The sequence below is a fragment of the Devosia riboflavina genome (assembly GCF_000743575.1).
In the GTDB taxonomy this organism is placed as follows: Bacteria; Pseudomonadota; Alphaproteobacteria; order Rhizobiales; family Devosiaceae; genus Devosia; species Devosia riboflavina.
Map to the genome: position 1 here is coordinate 216,833 of NZ_JQGC01000017.1, position 16,183 is coordinate 233,015.

14 protein-coding genes are annotated in these 16,183 nt (G+C 61.6%); 4 read left to right on the plus strand and 10 right to left on the minus strand.

Features of this window, described 5'->3' with window-relative positions; genetic code table 11:
• Nucleotides 1–11 precede the first annotated feature (11 nt).
• Nucleotides 12–425 carry a carboxymuconolactone decarboxylase family protein gene (locus tag JP75_RS17760; protein WP_035085563.1) on the minus strand — a complete coding sequence of 138 codons (414 nt, stop codon included), beginning with the start codon at nt 423–425 and terminating at the stop codon, nt 12–14.
• Nucleotides 426–501: 76 nt separating this feature from the next.
• A complete protein-coding gene (locus JP75_RS17765) occupies nt 502–1,701 on the minus strand; it encodes a CaiB/BaiF CoA transferase family protein (protein WP_035085565.1) in 1,200 nt (399 codons plus the stop codon).
• A 152-nt stretch (nt 1,702–1,853) separates the two neighbouring features.
• Here JP75_RS17765 and JP75_RS17770 point away from each other — a divergent pair, with 152 nt between their 5' ends.
• Together JP75_RS17770 and JP75_RS17775 are read left to right on the plus strand one after the other, a co-directional pair.
• Entirely contained in the window at nt 1,854–2,687 is an 834-nt protein-coding gene (locus JP75_RS17770) for an alpha/beta fold hydrolase (protein ID WP_035085567.1), read from the plus strand.
• 67 nt (nt 2,688–2,754) lie between these two features.
• On the plus strand, nt 2,755–4,230 hold the full coding sequence (locus JP75_RS17775; protein WP_051960868.1) for an MDR family MFS transporter: 1,476 nt from the start codon (nt 2,755–2,757) through the stop codon (nt 4,228–4,230).
• Nucleotides 4,231–4,428: 198 nt separating this feature from the next.
• Here the strand turns inward: JP75_RS17775 and JP75_RS17780 are convergent, their stop codons facing one another.
• The 8 genes from JP75_RS17780 to JP75_RS17815 all read right to left on the minus strand — a co-directional run bounded on the left by JP75_RS17780 (nt 4,429) and on the right by JP75_RS17815 (nt 14,714).
• On the minus strand, nt 4,429–5,427 hold the full coding sequence (locus tag JP75_RS17780; RefSeq protein ID WP_035085568.1) for an ABC transporter permease: 999 nt from the start codon (nt 5,425–5,427) through the stop codon (nt 4,429–4,431).
• A gap of 16 nt (nt 5,428–5,443) precedes the next feature.
• Nucleotides 5,444–6,964, minus strand: coding sequence for a sugar ABC transporter ATP-binding protein (locus JP75_RS17785; RefSeq protein ID WP_051960869.1), 1,521 nt, complete (start codon nt 6,962–6,964; stop codon nt 5,444–5,446).
• A gap of 31 nt (nt 6,965–6,995) precedes the next feature.
• The gene (locus tag JP75_RS17790; protein WP_244446343.1) at nt 6,996–7,940 is read right to left on the minus strand and encodes a sugar ABC transporter substrate-binding protein; all 945 of its coding nucleotides are present in this window, start codon (nt 7,938–7,940) and stop codon (nt 6,996–6,998) included.
• A gap of 184 nt (nt 7,941–8,124) precedes the next feature.
• Entirely contained in the window at nt 8,125–9,081 is a 957-nt protein-coding gene (locus JP75_RS17795; protein WP_035085572.1) for a Bug family tripartite tricarboxylate transporter substrate binding protein, read from the minus strand.
• A 314-nt stretch (nt 9,082–9,395) separates the two neighbouring features.
• Nucleotides 9,396–11,012 carry a GMC family oxidoreductase gene (locus JP75_RS17800; RefSeq protein WP_244446344.1) on the minus strand — a complete coding sequence of 539 codons (1,617 nt, stop codon included), beginning with the start codon at nt 11,010–11,012 and terminating at the stop codon, nt 9,396–9,398.
• A 36-nt stretch (nt 11,013–11,048) separates the two neighbouring features.
• A complete protein-coding gene (locus JP75_RS17805) occupies nt 11,049–12,524 on the minus strand; it encodes an aldehyde dehydrogenase family protein (protein ID WP_244446345.1) in 1,476 nt (491 codons plus the stop codon).
• Nucleotides 12,525–12,756: 232 nt separating this feature from the next.
• Nucleotides 12,757–14,265 carry a tripartite tricarboxylate transporter permease gene (locus tag JP75_RS17810; protein ID WP_035085576.1) on the minus strand — a complete coding sequence of 503 codons (1,509 nt, stop codon included), beginning with the start codon at nt 14,263–14,265 and terminating at the stop codon, nt 12,757–12,759.
• Nucleotides 14,265–14,714: a tripartite tricarboxylate transporter TctB family protein gene (locus JP75_RS17815; protein ID WP_035085578.1), complete on the minus strand. Its 450-nt coding sequence runs from the start codon at nt 14,712–14,714 to the stop codon at nt 14,265–14,267. The genes JP75_RS17810 and JP75_RS17815 overlap by 1 nt, the downstream gene beginning before the upstream one ends.
• Nucleotides 14,715–15,071: 357 nt before the next feature.
• On the opposite strand from JP75_RS17815, the gene attM reads away from it, so the two are divergent.
• Together attM and JP75_RS17825 are read left to right on the plus strand one after the other, a co-directional pair.
• The gene (attM, locus tag JP75_RS17820) at nt 15,072–15,854 is read left to right on the plus strand and encodes an AttM family quorum-quenching N-acyl homoserine lactonase (RefSeq protein WP_244446346.1); all 783 of its coding nucleotides are present in this window, start codon (nt 15,072–15,074) and stop codon (nt 15,852–15,854) included.
• Between the two features lie 53 nt (nt 15,855–15,907).
• On the plus strand, nt 15,908–16,183 hold a 276-nt coding region (locus tag JP75_RS17825; RefSeq protein WP_035085580.1), incomplete at its 3' end, for an SDR family NAD(P)-dependent oxidoreductase.

Below are 16,183 nucleotides of genomic sequence, written 5' to 3' on the forward strand. Positions count from 1 at the left end.
TGAAACCGGCTCTATGCAGACGCGGCGGGAGCAGATGAAGCTTGCTCAGCGTCTGCTTCGGAAAACGCGGTTCGAACGATCCGCATGGCATCTAGAGCGGCCGGACAACCACAGTAGATGGCGTTCTGCAGGACGACCTCGACGACCTGCTCCTTGGTGCAACCATTTCGGAGGGCACCGCGAACATGCTGATGGAGTTCATGCGGACGGTTCAACGCCATTAGCGTGCCGACGTTCACCAGGCTGCGGACGTTTCGATCGAGCCCAGGCCGCGTCCAGATAGTGCCCCAGGCAAATTCGGTCACAAGCGTCTGCAGGGGCTGCGTCAGATCGTCGGCGGCCTGGAGGGCGCGCTCGACATAGTCTTTACCCATTACAGCCTTACGGACTTCCAGGCCTTTTTCGAACAGGGGGGAGTTTTCCATTTTATGCTCTCTAGATGCCGGCCTTGCCAGCGGATTGCCGCGCGATCCGGCGGCTGGATAGTCGATTGGGACTGGGCTAGATCGCCCCGGATTGACGCAATGCGTCGATCTGTTCGCGGGAGCGCCCGAGCAGACCGCTAAAGACGTCATCGTTGGACGCCCCCATGGCCTGCGCTGCATGCCGGACTTCTCCCGGCGTTGCGGAAAGCTTTGGCACGACGTTCTGCATGCGCACCGGCCCCAGGTCGGGGTCCTGGACGGTGACAATCATCTCGCGGGCCGCAATCTGGGCATGGGCCAGGAGATCGGCGCCGCTCATGACCGGCGCGCCTGGCGCCTTGAACTTGATGAACGCGGCCTGCACTTCCTCGAAGGTGTGGCGCCCCATCCACTCGCTTGCCGCGGCATAGAGCGCATCGATGTTCCGAAGCGAACTCTCGTAGTCGGCGAAGCGCGGATCGCCATACATTTCCATGGCGCGCAGAATGTCGTCCGTACTGGCGACGGTGGAGGCGCCATAGGTGAAGTACTTGCCGTCACTGGTCTTGAACGAACCGATGAAGGGCACATCGCGGTGGACGTTACCGGCTCGGTTGACGGATTTCCCCAACTGATCGGGAACAATGATCAACTGCTCGATCTGGCGGAAAAGGCCCTCGTAAAGACCGATATCGATCAGTTGGCCCTTGCCGCCGCCCTGGCCGTCGCGCCAGTAAAGCGCCATCATAATGCCCATGGCGGCCCAGACCGCGCCGACGGTGTCGCCCAATGACATGGTGGAGTGCATCGGCGCCCCGTCGGCCTCGCCGGTGATATGGGCAAAGCCGCCAAAGGCCTCGCCACTGCGGCCATAGGCACGCTGGTCGCGCAACGGTCCGTTCTGTCCGTAGCCCGACATTCGGCTCATGATGAGCCGGGGGTTAATGGCCGACAGGACATCCCAGCCGCAGCCCAGGCGCTCCATAACGCCGGGACGGAAATTTTCAACGACGACGTCGGAGATGGCAACCAGTTCGTGGAACAGGGCGCGACCTTCATCGCTTTTAAGATTGATGGTGACGGCCTTCTTGTTGCGCCCCTGAACCTTGTACATCAGGCCGACATCGCCCTTTTTGTACATTTTACGGAGGGGGTCGCCATAGCCCGGACGCTCGATCTTGATCACCTCGGCCCCAAAGTCCCCAAGGATGGAACAAGCCATGGGGCCAGCGATCAGGTGACCGACGTCCAAAACCCGAACTCCCTCAAAAACGCTGCGCTTCAGTGCTTCGGGCATCCATTCCTCCATTGACTGCGATCAAAACTAGCGCGCGGAACCGGGAGCGTCAATTCCAATACTACTAAATTCTCGTAATATGGTCATTCGATGGGATTGCAGTGACGTGACCGCTTGGCTATGGTTTTACGAAACATTTGAGGAGGCATGCCATGCCATTAGCCAAGCTTGACGATGTCAGCATCTATTACGACGAGCAGGGGGCCGGGGACACGCTGGTGCTGATTCCGGGCCTGGGTTTCGACCACCGGTATTATCGTTTTGCCGTGCCGATTCTGTCGCAGCACTACCGCGTCATATCGGTGGATCCACGCGGAATCGGGCAGTCGACCAAGGCACCGCCGCCTTATGAAGTCGAGGTCTGGGCGGCCGATTTCGTTAAGCTGATACCGCAGTTGAGCGATGGGCCGGTGCATGTGCTGGGCACCTCGCTGGGCGGCGCGATGGCCCTGGCCGTGGCCGAAAGCGCACCGGGCCTCGTGCGAACCCTGTCGGTCATTGGCGCTTTCAGCGAACTGGACCGAGCCGCGCAGATCAACTTTGCGCTGCGGTCACGACTGATCGAGCGGCTTGGCCTGAGCGACGAAGTTGCGACCTATATGGGGCTGTGGACCATGTCGCGCACGTTCCTGAACACCGACGAGGGGTTCGAGCAGATGAAGCTTAATCTCTCGATCATCTCGAAAAACGACCCAGTGCTATACAAATGCTTCGTCGATTCAGTGCTTGCATGGGGTCGCGTACTGGACCCGGCCGACACGCGCCCGAAGTTCACCACCCGGCTTGGCAATATCGGTGCACCCACGCTGGTGATCGGGTCGGGCAATGATCACCTCATCCCGCTCAGCCTGTCCAAGATCATCGCGGACGGCATTGCCGGCGCCGAACTGGTGGTGATGGACGAAGGGGGGCATATCCCCTTTATCGAGCGGCCGAAGGATGCGTGCGATATTGTCCTGCGCTTCCTCGGGAAGCATGGGCGGTAGGATGCGGCGGTACTAGTAACCACCAAAGGGCGGCAATTGCCGCCCTTGTCTTTTTCCGGAGCGATCGATGACGGTAGTGAAACATACGCGCCGTGGCGCCGTGCTGGTCGCGGTCATGCTGTCCATGTCCATGGTGGCGTTTGAGGCGACCGTTGTGGCGACGGCAATGCCACAGATTGCCGCCGAACTTGGCGATCTGAGCCTCTACAGCTGGGTCTTCACCGCCTACCTGCTGGCCCAGACCGCGCTGACCATCGTCGGGGGAAAGCTGGCGGACGTTTATGGCCGCAAGCCGGTCATACTGTCTGGCGTGGCGGTATTTGTGCTCGCATCAATTGCTGCCGGCTTTGCTCAGTCCATGATGATGCTGATCATCGCGCGGCTGTTGCAAGGGGTCGGCGCTGCGGCATTGCAGCCGGCTGCCCTCACGATCATCGGGGATCTTTATCCAGGGCGCGAACGAGGCAAAATCCAGGGTTATCTGGCGGGCGTATGGGCCGTTTCCGCCGTGATCGGCCCCCTGCTTGGCGGCGTCATCGTCGATTGGCTGACCTGGCCGTGGATCTTCTGGATCAACGTTCCTCTTGGCTTGATCGCCGCCGAGGTGTTTCGGCGGTATTTTCACGAGCCGGAACAGGCTCGCTTTGCCTCTGTGGACTGGATTGGCACGGCGTTGCTGACCCTGACCATCTGCGCGGTCATGATCCTCATTGGCGAAGGGTTGCGGGCGGGCCCCCTGGTCCTGGTGACGACCGCGGCCATCGCCCTGGTTGGCCTTGGACTCTTTATCGTGCAGCAGCGCCGCAGCGCCAATCCGATCATCTCGCTGTCGCTTTGGCGCAGGCGTCGGATCGCGGTAGCCAATGCGGCGACGCTCTTCTCGGGCGGCGCGCTGATGGGCCTTACGGCCATGCTGCCCATCTATGTCCAGGTCGTCCTGGACGCCTCGCCCATAGTCGCCGGAATGGCACTGACGATTATGATGGTGGGTTGGCCGATGGGAACGATGGTAGCGGCGCGCCAGTATCATCAGCGGGGCCCACGCATCCTGATGATCGCGGGCGGAGTGTTCCTGCCCGTTGGCGCAGCCGTCCTCCTTTTCCTCCAACCCATATCGTCGCCCTGGCTGGCGGGCGTGTCCTCCCTGGTGATGGGGCTTGGCATGGGGCTGATCAGCGTCACCTCCCTGATGACCATCCAGGAAGCCACCGAAGTCTCTGAACGGGGCGCCGGTACGGCGTCCAATCTGTTCGCGCGCAACCTTGGTAACACACTGGGGGCCGCCATTCTGGGTGGCATTGTCAGCGTTCGCCTTTATGGGGACGAGGGACTGGGCGCGTCGACCGACGAGCTTAGGACGGCTCTGTTGTCCAGCGCGGGCACGGCGACCGATATGGCCTTGAGGACCACGCTTCAGGAGGCTCTGCATCTGGCCTTCTTCGCCACGTTCGCCATGGCCGTCATGGTCACGATCGTGGCCTTGCTAATGCCGCCAGGGCTGCCGGAGCGCGATGCACATATTACTGAGCACCCCCATCCATAGATTGCATGAAGCGAAAGGCCGAACTAACTGGCAGGGTCAGCCGAGCGATGCGCCACAATGAAAAAATCCCGGCGACGCGTTTCGCCGAGATTTTCGGATGGATTGGCGTTGGCTAATCTGCCGCCAACGGCCGGGCAAGCGCGCCACACAGGGTCACCGTGAAATTTTGCTATGGCGCACCCTTGCATTGTGCCTCGCTCAGCTCTCGGCAAGTAGCCGGCTGAAGCTCGATATGCCGACTGCAACGATCAGAATCGCCCCCTGAAGCAGGTATTGCGAGAAGGTCGGCGCCCCGAAAATGTTCAGCCCATTAAATCCGAAGGCGATGATTAATGCGCCAATGACGGTTCCCAGGATGTGAAATTCGCCATCTCTGAGTGTGGCGGAGCCCAGGAAAACGGCGGCGAACGCGGTCAGCAGGTAGCTATCCCCAGCCCCCGGCGTGCCGCTGCCCAGTCGCGAGGCCAGCAGAATGCCCGTGATGGCAGCGCCTGCTCCTGAGAGCATGAAGCCGATGATCTTGATCTTGTCGACGCTGATGCCGGCCAGCCGCGCTGCCGACGCATTGCCGCCGACAGCCTGCACTTCCTGCCCAAAGGGCGTGCGTTCCACGACGAACCACAAAAGTCCGGCAAGCAGCGCCATCAGCACGATATTGTTGGGAATGCCGGGTATCCAACGCCCCAGCGATATGTCGACGAAGATCGGAGGAACACCTGAAACCAGCGGTGCGCCGGCCGAATAGGCAAATGCCAGGCCGGTCAACATGGTCCCGACGCCGAGCGTGGCAATCACCGAGTTGATCTTCAGTTTGGCGACAAGCACGCCGTTTATGAAGCCTATGGCGGCGCCGATGCAGATGACGGCGGGAATGGCCAGCCATACCGGCAGGCCGTTGGTGGTCATGAAGCCTACGACCAGAATGCCGCAGAGGCTCGCCACATATCCAACGGACAGATCCAGTTCTCCCATCATGACGGTCATCGTCAGGCCGACGGCGATGATGACCACCAGAGACGCCTGGTTGACAACATTGACGAAATTGGACACCGTCGGAAACGCAGTTGGTGACAGCAACGAGAAGGTCAGCACCATCAAGGCCAGGCCTATGAGCGTTGCATATCTGGCAAACAGCGAAAGATTGCGCTTGGCCCCTACGCCCATACGGCGCTCGGACGATCGGCTTGGAGTGTTCATTTGTGGTTCCCTGCCCTCAGGCGTAGCTTGCGGCGATGATTGCGTTTCTTGTGATGTCGGATCCGTTGAGTTCTCCATTGATGGCCCCTTCGGCCAGCACGATAACTCGGTGACACAACTCGGGGAGCTCATCGGGGTCCGATGATATGACCAGCACCGCCACCCCTTCCGTGGCGAGCTGACTGATCAGCCGATGGATTTCCGCACGGGCCCCGATGTCGACGCCGCGTGTGGGTTCGTCAAGAATGAGCACCTTGGGGCGCCGCAGCAACCACCGGCCGATGACCACCTTCTGCTGGTTCCCGCCGCTCAATCGGACTACCGGCACATCCACGTCGCGCGGCTTTATCAACAGTTTGTCGGCAATCTCTTTGGCTCTGGCTTTGCGTTCCGACCAGTTGAGGATCGGAATCGGCGCAAAGGTGATCTTGGCAAGGCTCGACAGGTGCATGTTGAAGGCGATGCTGCGGTGGGGGATGATACCCTCGGCCCGGCGCTCCTCGGGCACCAGGCCAATGCCGCGCTGCACGGCGTCGGTTGAAGATCGTGGGTCATATGACTGGCCCTCCAGTTCCATGATGCCGGAATCGCGCTTGTCGGCGCCATAGATCAGTCGGGCAAGTTCGCTGCGCCCCGCCCCGACCAGCCCGCCAACGCCCAATATCTCGCCCCGGTGCAGGTCGAAGGAAACCGGCTTGACCCTGGGCGCCCGGGAAAGGCCCTCGACACGAAGCGCCACTTGGCTGTTACGATCGGGGAAATGCTTGGGCTCGTATTGCTCACCGAGTTCGCCACCGACAATCGCCTTGATAAGAGAAGCCTTGCTCAGGCTGGGACCGCTGAGTTCGCCGATTGACCTTCCGTCCTGAAAAACGGTGGCGCGCTTGCACAGCCGCATGACTTCGTCGAGGCGATGGGACACATAAAGCACTGCGACGCCGGAGGCCGTCAGGTCCTCGACTATGGCCATCAGGCGCTCGGCTTCGGGAGCGGCCAATGCAGCGGTCGGCTCGTCCATCACGATCAGCCGCGCGTCGCGCACCAGTGCCCGGCAGATATTCACGAGCCAGTTCTGGGTTGGGGATAACGTTTTGGCACTGGCGCCCAGCGGAACGTCAAGTCCGACCCGCTGGGCTATCGGTGCAATCTGCTTGCCGATCGCCTGCCAGTCTATCGACCCCAGGCGCGTGCGCTTGGGCAGACCGAGCATGATGTTCTCAAGCACGGTCATATGCGGGATGAACGCGAGCTCCTGGTGGATGAACGTCATGCCGAGGTGGGTTGCATGATGTGGATCGCCGATTGAAACCTGCGAACCGTCCCAGGTGAATTGCCCCTCGTCGGGGCGGATCAACCCCGCCAGTATTTTGATAAAGGTAGACTTGCCGGCGCCATTGGCGCCGACAAGTCCGTGAGCTTCCCCGGCCCGAAGCACGAGCGAAGCCCCTCGCAACGCATGAATGCCCGCAAAAGACTTGGTGATCCCCTGGGCGTCCAGGAGAACTGCCCCGCCCTCCTCGTTGGGGAGGGTGTTCACGGTCCGGGCCAGGATTTGCTGTTGACTCACCTTAGTGACCGAGCACTTCGGGATGCGCGGCGACGAACTCCTCGACATTCTCGCGCGTCACCAACACGGCCGGAACTTCGGCGGCCCTTGGTTCCCAACCATCACCTTCCTCCAGGATGGTTTTGATCACCTTCACCATCTCGTAGCCTTCGGCGTAGGAATCCTGCCAGGCGGAAGCCGTCATAAAACCGCCGCGCATTGCTTCGATGGCCTGGGGACTGGCATTGGAGCCATAGACAAAGACATCGTTCCGTCCCTGCTGCCGCAGCGAACTCACAGCGCCAATGGCCGGATCGTCCCAGCAGGACCAGATGGCCAGATTGCGGCCGGCGGGATGGGAGGCGAGCCAGGCATTGGCATATTGCGCGCCATCCTCGAAGGCGCCGGGAATGCGCACTTCGTTCCGTACGATGGTGACATTGGGCCGCGTTGCCGCCATGGCATCGAGCATCTGCTCGCTGACGCGGCAGAACTCGCCCGCGCGGTATGTCAGCGCCAGAATGTCGCCATCGTCCTTGATGTCGGCGAACATGCGGTCGAGCGTCATCTGCGCCACCGGCTCGGCGGAGCCGTTGGTGGCGGCTACGGTGCCGCTCATGCCACCACCCCAGGTTACGACCGGCACGCCGGCGGCCTTGGCCGCCGCGAGGCCTTCCCCGAGGGAACTGGGCGGGAAAATCATGGCAACCACGGCTTTTGCGCCGCGGGTAACAAAGTTCTGGACGGCGGCATTGGCCTGATCGGCGCTGCCGTTCGCGTCGACGACCGATGTTGTCCAGCCCAATTCTTCTGCGGCCTTGGCAGCGCCCGCTGCGTAGGCCGCATTATGCGGCTCGACGGCTGTGATCGAGACAAGCCCGATCAAGGTTTCATCCTGCGCCCAGGCTGCCATCGACGTGGTCAGCAAAAGCGCTGCGACTATTCCCGATGTAAGTTTCTTTTTCACTGGCATCCTCCTCGCTGCCGCTATCCACCGGCAGCCAGCACCAAATACCAAATTCCGTTATGTCACGTCAATGACGGTATTATGAGATTATAGTACGTTGAAATGGCAAGGCGCGCCTGATAGCGCGCCTTGCGACGAAGACGTGATACGGATATCCACCGGGTGATCCACCCGTTACTGCTGATCAGTGGGGAATTTTCTCGATAAGCGCGCCAAATCGCTCAAAGTCGGTGCGCACCAGGTCGGCGAAATCGGCCCCCTTCTTGACGTCTACAACAGCGCCAAGTCCAAGAAGCTGCTCGCGAATTTCGGGCTTCTCGACGATCCGTTCGACAGCGGAGGCGATCGTGTCGCGCGCTGCTTCGTCCATATTGGCGGGGCCAAAAATGCCAAACCAGCTCGCCGCGTCATAGTTGGGAAACGTCTCCGAGACGGTTGGCGTATCCGGCAGGGTTTCATAGCGCGACGTATTGGTCACCGCGATGGGCTTGAGCGAGCCCGCCGCGAAAAGCGGCAGCATCGGCCCGATGCCGTTGACGATCACGTCGATCTCGCCGGACATGGCGGCGGTGAGCAATTCGGCGGACGATCCAAACCCGACAAATGTGAGATCGATTCCGGCCTCTTCGTTGAGCAGCAGGGCAGCCAGGTTACCCAGCGCCAGGGAAAACGAGCCTACTGTCAGGTCGCCTGGCTGCTCTTTGGCGGCCGCCACAAGCTCTTCGAGCGTATTATAGGGGGAGTCCGGCGGCACGCCGATCACCAGCGGTGCAACCCCGAACATCACCACGGGCGTGAGGTCATCGAGCGGCTTCCAGGGCAGCTGCGGGTTGAGGTGCGGCATCACGGAGAACACGCTGGAGGCTGCCGTCAGCAGGGTATAGCCGTCCCCTTCGGTCGTGGCGACCATCTCGCCGGCAATGGCACCATTAGCGCTTGGCCGATTATCCACCACGAACCGCTGCCCAAGTTCGGCGCTGAGCGACTCGGCCAGCGCACGACTGACGATATCGGTCGGCGTTCCGGCGGAGCCTGCCGCGATCAGTTGCACAGGTTTGGTCGGGTACTGTTGGGCATGCGCGGCAGTGGCGCCAAGCGCCGCGACCACAGTCAACGGCATGAGCCATTGCGTAAATTTCATCATCGTCTCCTCCTCAAGAAACAGCATACGATCATATCGTAGGATGGTCATTCCGAATGTCAAGCTGCCGCTGGCGGTCGGAACCCCCATTGGGCAAGTTCAAAGCTGAGGATGCTCGGATAGTGATCTCTCAAGGCAGTTGAGGAGCGGTGCGTTGAGATGCTGGAAGGGGGGCGTCGGCCGCCATGTTGATGCGCTCGCCCCCTGGAATGCCCTCCCGGCGAGCGGCCCCACTGGAAGGGAGAGGGTTGGTGGTCAGGCCACTCACCGGAAGAACCTGTTTGTCGCCACGCCAATCGGCTGGCAGCGAACCTTCAACTCGAAGACAGAACGAGATCGGCTGCCTTTTCGCCGATCATCACGGTCGCCGCATGGGTGTTCCCGCCGACAATCGTGGGCATGATTGAGGCATCCGCCACCCGCAGGCCGGCCATGCCGCGCACCCGCAGATCTGGACCCACCACGGCAAGTTCGTCCGTTCCCATCTTGCAGGTGCCGACCTGATGGTGGCTGGTGGAGGCCGATCGCCGAACCCAGTCGTCGATCTCGTCATCGGTCTGCACGGCCTTGCCGGGCGCCAATTCTACATCACGATAGGTGTCAAAGGCGCGCTGTTCCACAATGTGCCTTCCCTCGCGGATCACGCGCCGGAAGAAATCGCGGTCGAATTCGCTGGAGAGATAGTTTGCCTCGATGCGGGGCTGGATAGCATCGCCATCCCGGCGCAGCCCGATCCTGCCCCGGCTATGAGGCCGCAACTGGCAGGGGGCCAGCGCGAAGCCTTCCCGGTCAAGCAGATCGCCCCGGCGGTGTATTCCGGGAATGCGAACCCGGCGCGGTCCCAGTGCAATACCGAAATGCCACTGCGTATCGGGAACATCCAGGCCAGGCAGGGAGCGGGTGAAGGCGCCGCCCTGCACCGGGAAGTGGGCAAACGGACCGCTTCGCAACAGCACGGCCTGCGCCATCAGCAGGGCGGCCCGGTCCAGCCGGATCATGCCGTGAACGGTAATGGGCAGCTTGCAGCCATAGAGCATGTAGACCTGCAGGTGATCCTGCAGGTTGAGGCCCACGCCCGGCAGGTGATGGGCGACCTCGATGCCGGCGGCGCGCACTTCGTTCTCTGGGCCAATGCCGGAGCGCATCAGTAGCGAAGGCGAACCAATTGCTCCGGCCGCCAGGACCACTTCGCGCCTTGCCTCTATCCGCTTGACGCCCGACGGGCCGTTCAGACGAACCGCGACAACCCGGCCATCTGCGATCTCCAGCCGGTCGACTTCGGCATTGGTGATGACCCGAAGATTGGCGCGGCGCTTGGCCCGCTTGAGGTAGGCGACGGCGGTACTCTGGCGCCGACCGCGATAGACGTTGAAATCAAAGCGCCCAAAGCCGTCCTGGGAAGCGCCGTTGAAATCGTCGGCCAGGGGATGCCCGGCCTGCAATCCGGCCTGGACAAAGGCGTCGAACAGCGGATTGTCCATCGTGCCCCGGGTGACCCGCAAGGGGCCCTCCTGGCCGTGAAAGGGACCTTGGCGGTCCTGGTTGTTTTCCGATCGCACGAAATAGGGCAGGACGTCGGCATAGCTCCAGCCTTTGTTGCCCATTTGCGCCCAGCCGTCGAAGTCGGACGGGTTGCCGCGCACATAAACCTGGCCATTGATCGAGGAGGAGCCGCCCAGAACCTTGCCGCGCGGCCAGAACATCTGCCGGCCGTCAAGGTGTGGCTCGGGCTCGGTCCTGAACGACCATCCAAACAGGCCCTTGCGGACCAGTTCGCCGCTGCCGACAGGGACGTGGATCAACGGGCTCCAGTCCCGCCCGCCCGCCTCCAGCAGGATGACAGTGTTGGCCGGATTTTCCGACAGCCGGTCGGCCAGTACACAACCGGCCGATCCTGCTCCGACGATGATGAAGTCGGCAGCCATGTCCATATCGCTTCCCATCAGCTAAGTGACCTGTCGCAGCAATCAGGCGTCGAGATTGAGTATAAGCGTCTTCAACTCGGTGAACGCCTCGATGGTCGCCCATCCGCCCTCCCGGCCGATACCCGACCGCTTCACGCCGCCGGCGGGCGAATTGGGCATCAGCGAATAGCCGTTGATGCCCACCGTGCCGGTATGCATGGCGCGCCCGACGCGGAAAGCGCGGGACAGGTCGGTGGTGTAGACACCGCCGGACAGACCATAGACGCTGTCATTGGCGATCGTGATCGCCTCCTCCTCGGTGTCGAAGGGGATAACCGACAGGACCGGCCCGAAGATCTCGTCCTGGGCGATCCGCATGTCGCTGCGCACGTCGGTGAACAGGGTCGGGTTGATCCAGTTGCCATCAGCCAGTTCATTGCCGGGGCGATCCCCGCCGAAAACAAGCCTGGCGCCCTCGGCGCTGCCGGTCTCGATATAGCTCATCACGCGGTCGGTCTGGCGCCGGGAAATTATGGGTGCGGAGGTGGTGGTCATATCGAAGGGGTCGCCGAACTTGACGGCCGAAATCTGCTGCTGAGCGTGCGCGACAAACTCATCCACGACCGAGCGATGAACCAGCGCGCGGGTCGGGGTCGAGCACACCTGGCCGGACAGGAAGGTCGAGGACAGCGACATTATCGACGTCGCCGCCACCTTCAGGTCGCGGGTGTCGGGGAATACGATGACCGCGCTTTTGCCGCCCAGTTCGAGCGACAGGCGCTTCATATTGCTGCCGGCCTTGGCCATGATCCGTTCGCCGACCGCGGCGCTGCCGGTGAAGGAGACCTTGTCGACGCCGGGATGGGTGGACAGCGCCTCCCCCGTGGCGGGGCCGCCTGTCACCAGATTGAACACGCCGGGGGGCAAATCGCACTCCGCCACGATTTCAGCGAGCCTGAGCACGGCCAGATTGGCAAGCTCGGACGCCTTCATCACAATGGTGCAGCCGGTGGCCAGTGCAGGCGCGACCTTTAGCGCGAACATGACCAGTGGCGCGTTCCACGGGATGATCGCCCCGACCACGCCCACCGGGTCGCGGAAGGTCATATAGTGAAGATTGGCGGCGTCCGTGTAGCGCGGGAATGTTTCGCCGGTAATCTTGTCGATCCAGCCAGCATAATGGTCGAAAATGTCGACCGTCATATTGGCGGAGACACGCGAATTGAGGCTGAAATTGATCGGAATGCCGTTGTCGAGCGTTTGCAGGTAGCCCAGCTCTTCCTTGGCGTCTTCGATACGGGCCTGCAGCCTCACCAGTATCTTTTTTCGTTCCTTGGCGCCCATCCTGGGCCAGGGACCGGTGTCGAACGCCTTTCGCGCGGCGGCCACTGCCAGGTCCACGGCACCCGTTCCGGCATCGGCAATCGAGGTCACGATCTCGTTCGTGGCCGGGTGGATCTGGTCGAAACGCTCATCAACATCGGTCCAGGCCCCGCCGATCCATAGCCGGCCGGGTTTCACGCCGAAGCGGTCGACCATCTTTGTAACACTGCTCTGCATGGGTGCATTCCTTATTGGGTGCGTCAGGGGCCTGCCCTGACCGTTACTCCAGACACCTAATACGACTGCCAACGAGAGCGGTCAACATTCTATATGCTCATATTGCCGTAGTATCAGAATACGAATTTTACCCAAAGGGGGACGGTCCTGCCCCGCGCCCCGTAGCGACGCACCTCAAGCGATAATGCCTCGGTCTATCCGGTCCATGGCGTCAAGTTTCTTCGACAAAGGCCGCCTTGCGACCCCGGCGAATCGCCGGCAGCGCAAGCAGGACCAGCACTGCGACCGCCACCAGCAGAATGCCCGCGCTTATCGGCCGCGTGACCAAGACGCTTGCGTCCCCATGGGCCAACAGCAATGTCCGGCGCAGGTTGTCCTCCATCATCGGCCCCAGCACGAAAGCCAGAACGAGTGGCGCGGCCTCGAACTTCCATTTCATCATGGCATAGCCGAGCAGGCTGAAAGCCATCATCATCAGAACGTCAAAGCCCGAATTATTGACGCTGAACGCCCCGATGCAGCAGAAGACAAGGAGCGCCGGACCAAACAGGCGGTAGGGTATCTTGAGCATCGACACCCAAATTCCGATCAAGGGAAGGTTGATGACCACCAGCATCAGGTTGCCGATCCACATGCTCGCAATCAGGCCCCAGAACAGGTCTGGATTGCTGGTCATGACCAGCGGTCCGGGCTGAATACCATGCAGCGTCATTGCTCCGGCCAGCAGCGCCATGAGCGCGTTGCCCGGGATTCCGAGGGTAAGTAACGGGATGAATGAAGTCTGTGCGCCTGCATTGTTGGCGGCCTCCGGGCCGGCGACGCCCTCGACGGCGCCCTGCCCAAACTCCTTGGGATAGCGGCTGAGCTTCTTCTCGGTCGTATAGGAGATGAAGGACGCCAGGGTGGCGCCGCCGCCCGGCAATATTCCCAGCACAGAGCCGATAATGGTTCCGCGAACGGCCGCCGGCCAGGCACGACTGGCCTCCTTGCGGTTGGGCCAGAGGTCCTTCAGCTTGCTCTGGAGCACGCCATGCTCCTGCGGCGCCCGCAGGTTGGCCAGAATTTCGGGGACGGCGAACAGACCGATGGCCAGCGGCACGAAGTCCACGCCATCGACAAGTTCCGGTATGCCCATGGTCATGCGCAGCAGGCCGGAACTTGGGTCGGTGCCGACCAGGGACAGCAAGATACCCAGCGCAATCATGGCAATCGCCTTGAGAGGGTCCCCGTTTGCCATGGCTATGGAGGCCACCAGGCCAAGCACCATCAGGGCGAAATATTCCGGCGCGCCGAAGACAAGTACGAGTTTAGCCATGATCGGCGCCGCGCCCGCCAGACCGAACGTCGCCACGCAGCCAGCAAACAGTGATGCCAGTGCGGCAACGGCGAGCGCGGCGCCCGCCCTGCCTTTTCGGGCCATCTGATAGCCGTCGATGGCGGTCACGACAGACGAGTTTTCGCCAGGCATGTTGACCAAAATGGCCGTCGTCGATCCGCCATATTGGGCACCATAGTAGATGCCCGCGAGCATGATCAGCGCCGAGGTGGGATCAAGATAGTAGGTTATGGGGAGCAGCATGGCCACGGTGGTGACCGGCCCTAGTCCGGGCAGGACACCGATCAACGTGCCGGCCAGGGCTCCGACCAGACAATAGAACAGGTTCACAGGTGAGCCGGCAACGCTCAACCCCAACTGCAGATGCGACAGCAGCTCGCCCATCAGCGCCAAGCTCCCATCAATGGCATAGGCACGCCGAGCAGTACGACAAAGCCTATAGTGCATATGAGCGCCAAGGCGCCGCCAACAATCAGGACTTCGAGCAGGCTGAGCGTGCCGGTGCCCAGCCCCCCGACGGCCACCATGCCTAAAATCGTAAGGGGCAGGCCGAGACGATCAAGGCCGAACACAAAGAGCGCTATGGCGCCGCAGACCGACACAAAGGACCTGACGTCCCAGGTTTCCGCAACGGCGTGAGGCCTGAAAATTCCGCGAGCGGCGATGGCGACGCCGATGGCGGCGACGATCCCTCCAGCCAGGAAAGGAAACAGGCCGGCCCCCATATTGCGCAAAGTGCCCATGGGCAGCGGCAAGCAGAGCCACAGGGCCAGAAGGCCCAGCGCCGCCACACCGAGCCCACCATAAATATCGGACCAGTTTCCGTTTCGCATATCTTCTCCTCCCGCCTGGCGCTGGGCGCCAGGATTGCATGTCGTCTGAAGTGCCTGCCCACGCGGGTGTTGCAGCGATGACCAGCTAACGCCAATATCGGGACCGGACAAAAGCATTGAACGCTGTTCCAGCTCAGACGCCACCGGCCAGAAAGTCATGCCCGGCTCCGTCCACCCGATATCTGCCCTGGTCGGCAACGCGCACTGTCAGGGGCTCCTCCAAGCCCGTCTTTTTCGTCGTACCGTACGACCATCGTACGAAATGTCAAGTCAATACGATATTACCAGAAGTTCATACTATAGGCTGTTGACCAAGCCGTGGAAGGCCCCTATTTTCCGAAAAAAAGGGGAGGACCCATGCGGCTATATATGTTCGCCACCGGCTACACGCGGACCCGTGTCGGGCTGATCAAGATGAATTTCGGGGAGGATCCGTACGATATCCCCGTGCCGTGGTATCTGTTTCGGCATCCAAAGGGCGATGTCGTCATTGACGGCGGAATTGGCGCCGAAGCCGCCTTGGACAAGCGCGGTTACTGGGGCAAGAACGTCGACTTCTTCGATCCCATTCTCGACATATCGGAAACCTGCGTGGAGCAGTGCAAGTCCGTCGGCGTTTTGGCGGAAGATGTCCGCTACGTCGTCCAATCCCACCTTCACATCGATCATACCGGCGCGGTTGGCCGGTTTCCCAATGCCCGCCACATCGTGACGCGGCGGGAATACGACTATGCCTACAAGCCTGACTGGTTTATGGAGGCCGCCTATCTGCGGAAGGACTTTGACCGCCCAGGCGTGGACTGGCAATTGCTGGAAGACGACGAAGCCGATGGCTATGACCTGTTCGGCGATGGCAGCTTCCGCATGATCGCCACGCCCGGCCACTCGCCCGGCCACCAGTCGTTCCTGATCAATCTGCCCGAGACCGGCTCAATCCTGCTCACGGTGGACGCAGCCTATACGCTGGACCACTGGAACGACCTTGCCTTGCCCGGACTATCGAGTTCGGCGTCGCAGGCAGTGGCATCAGTTCATAAGCTTCGACAGATTGCCAAGAAAAATCAGGCGCTTGTGGTTACCGGCCACGACCCCGAAGCCTGGCGGGAACTCCGGCACGGGCCGGCACAATATTACAGCTAAGTATTCGGCAGCCCGTTGCAAAAGCGCCGAACCGAGGAATGAGGAAAAAGACCGTGGCAATCCACAACGTATCCGACAAGACCATCGCCGAACTGATCTCCCTGGAGGGCAGGTCGGTGGTGATTACCGGCGCCGGCGCCGGCATAGGCCGCTCCGTGGCGCTGCGTTTCGCCGAAGCGGGCGCCAAAGTCATGGCCACCGACGTCAACATCGATGCAGCGACCGAGACGGTGGCGCGGCTGAGCGGCAGCGGGCACCTGGCGGCGAGCCTGGACGTCACGGACGGCGCCGCCGTCGCCGCCATTGCGGCCGAAGCGGTGGCCAAGTTC

Excerpts from the sequence above, each read along its gene's own strand:
- JP75_RS17775 (WP_051960868.1), top strand. The coding sequence starts at position 2,755 with ATGACGGTAGTGAAACATACGCGCCGTGGCGCCGTGCTGGTCGCGGTC.
- JP75_RS17795 (WP_035085572.1), bottom strand. The coding sequence starts at position 9,081 with ATGAAATTTACGCAATGGCTCATGCCGTTGACTGTGGTCGCGGCGCTT.
- JP75_RS17800 (WP_244446344.1), bottom strand. The coding sequence starts at position 11,012 with ATGGACATGGCTGCCGACTTCATCATCGTCGGAGCAGGATCGGCCGGT.
- JP75_RS17780 (WP_035085568.1), bottom strand. The coding sequence starts at position 5,427 with ATGAACACTCCAAGCCGATCGTCCGAGCGCCGTATGGGCGTAGGGGCC.
- JP75_RS17760 (WP_035085563.1), bottom strand. The coding sequence starts at position 425 with ATGGAAAACTCCCCCCTGTTCGAAAAAGGCCTGGAAGTCCGTAAGGCT.
- JP75_RS17765 (WP_035085565.1), bottom strand. The coding sequence starts at position 1,701 with ATGCCCGAAGCACTGAAGCGCAGCGTTTTTGAGGGAGTTCGGGTTTTG.
- JP75_RS17815 (WP_035085578.1), bottom strand. The coding sequence starts at position 14,714 with ATGCGAAACGGAAACTGGTCCGATATTTATGGTGGGCTCGGTGTGGCG.
- JP75_RS17770 (WP_035085567.1), top strand. The coding sequence starts at position 1,854 with ATGCCATTAGCCAAGCTTGACGATGTCAGCATCTATTACGACGAGCAG.
- JP75_RS17805 (WP_244446345.1), bottom strand. The coding sequence starts at position 12,524 with ATGGTCGACCGCTTCGGCGTGAAACCCGGCCGGCTATGGATCGGCGGG.
- attM (WP_244446346.1), top strand. The coding sequence starts at position 15,072 with ATGCGGCTATATATGTTCGCCACCGGCTACACGCGGACCCGTGTCGGG.
- JP75_RS17810 (WP_035085576.1), bottom strand. The coding sequence starts at position 14,265 with ATGGGCGAGCTGCTGTCGCATCTGCAGTTGGGGTTGAGCGTTGCCGGC.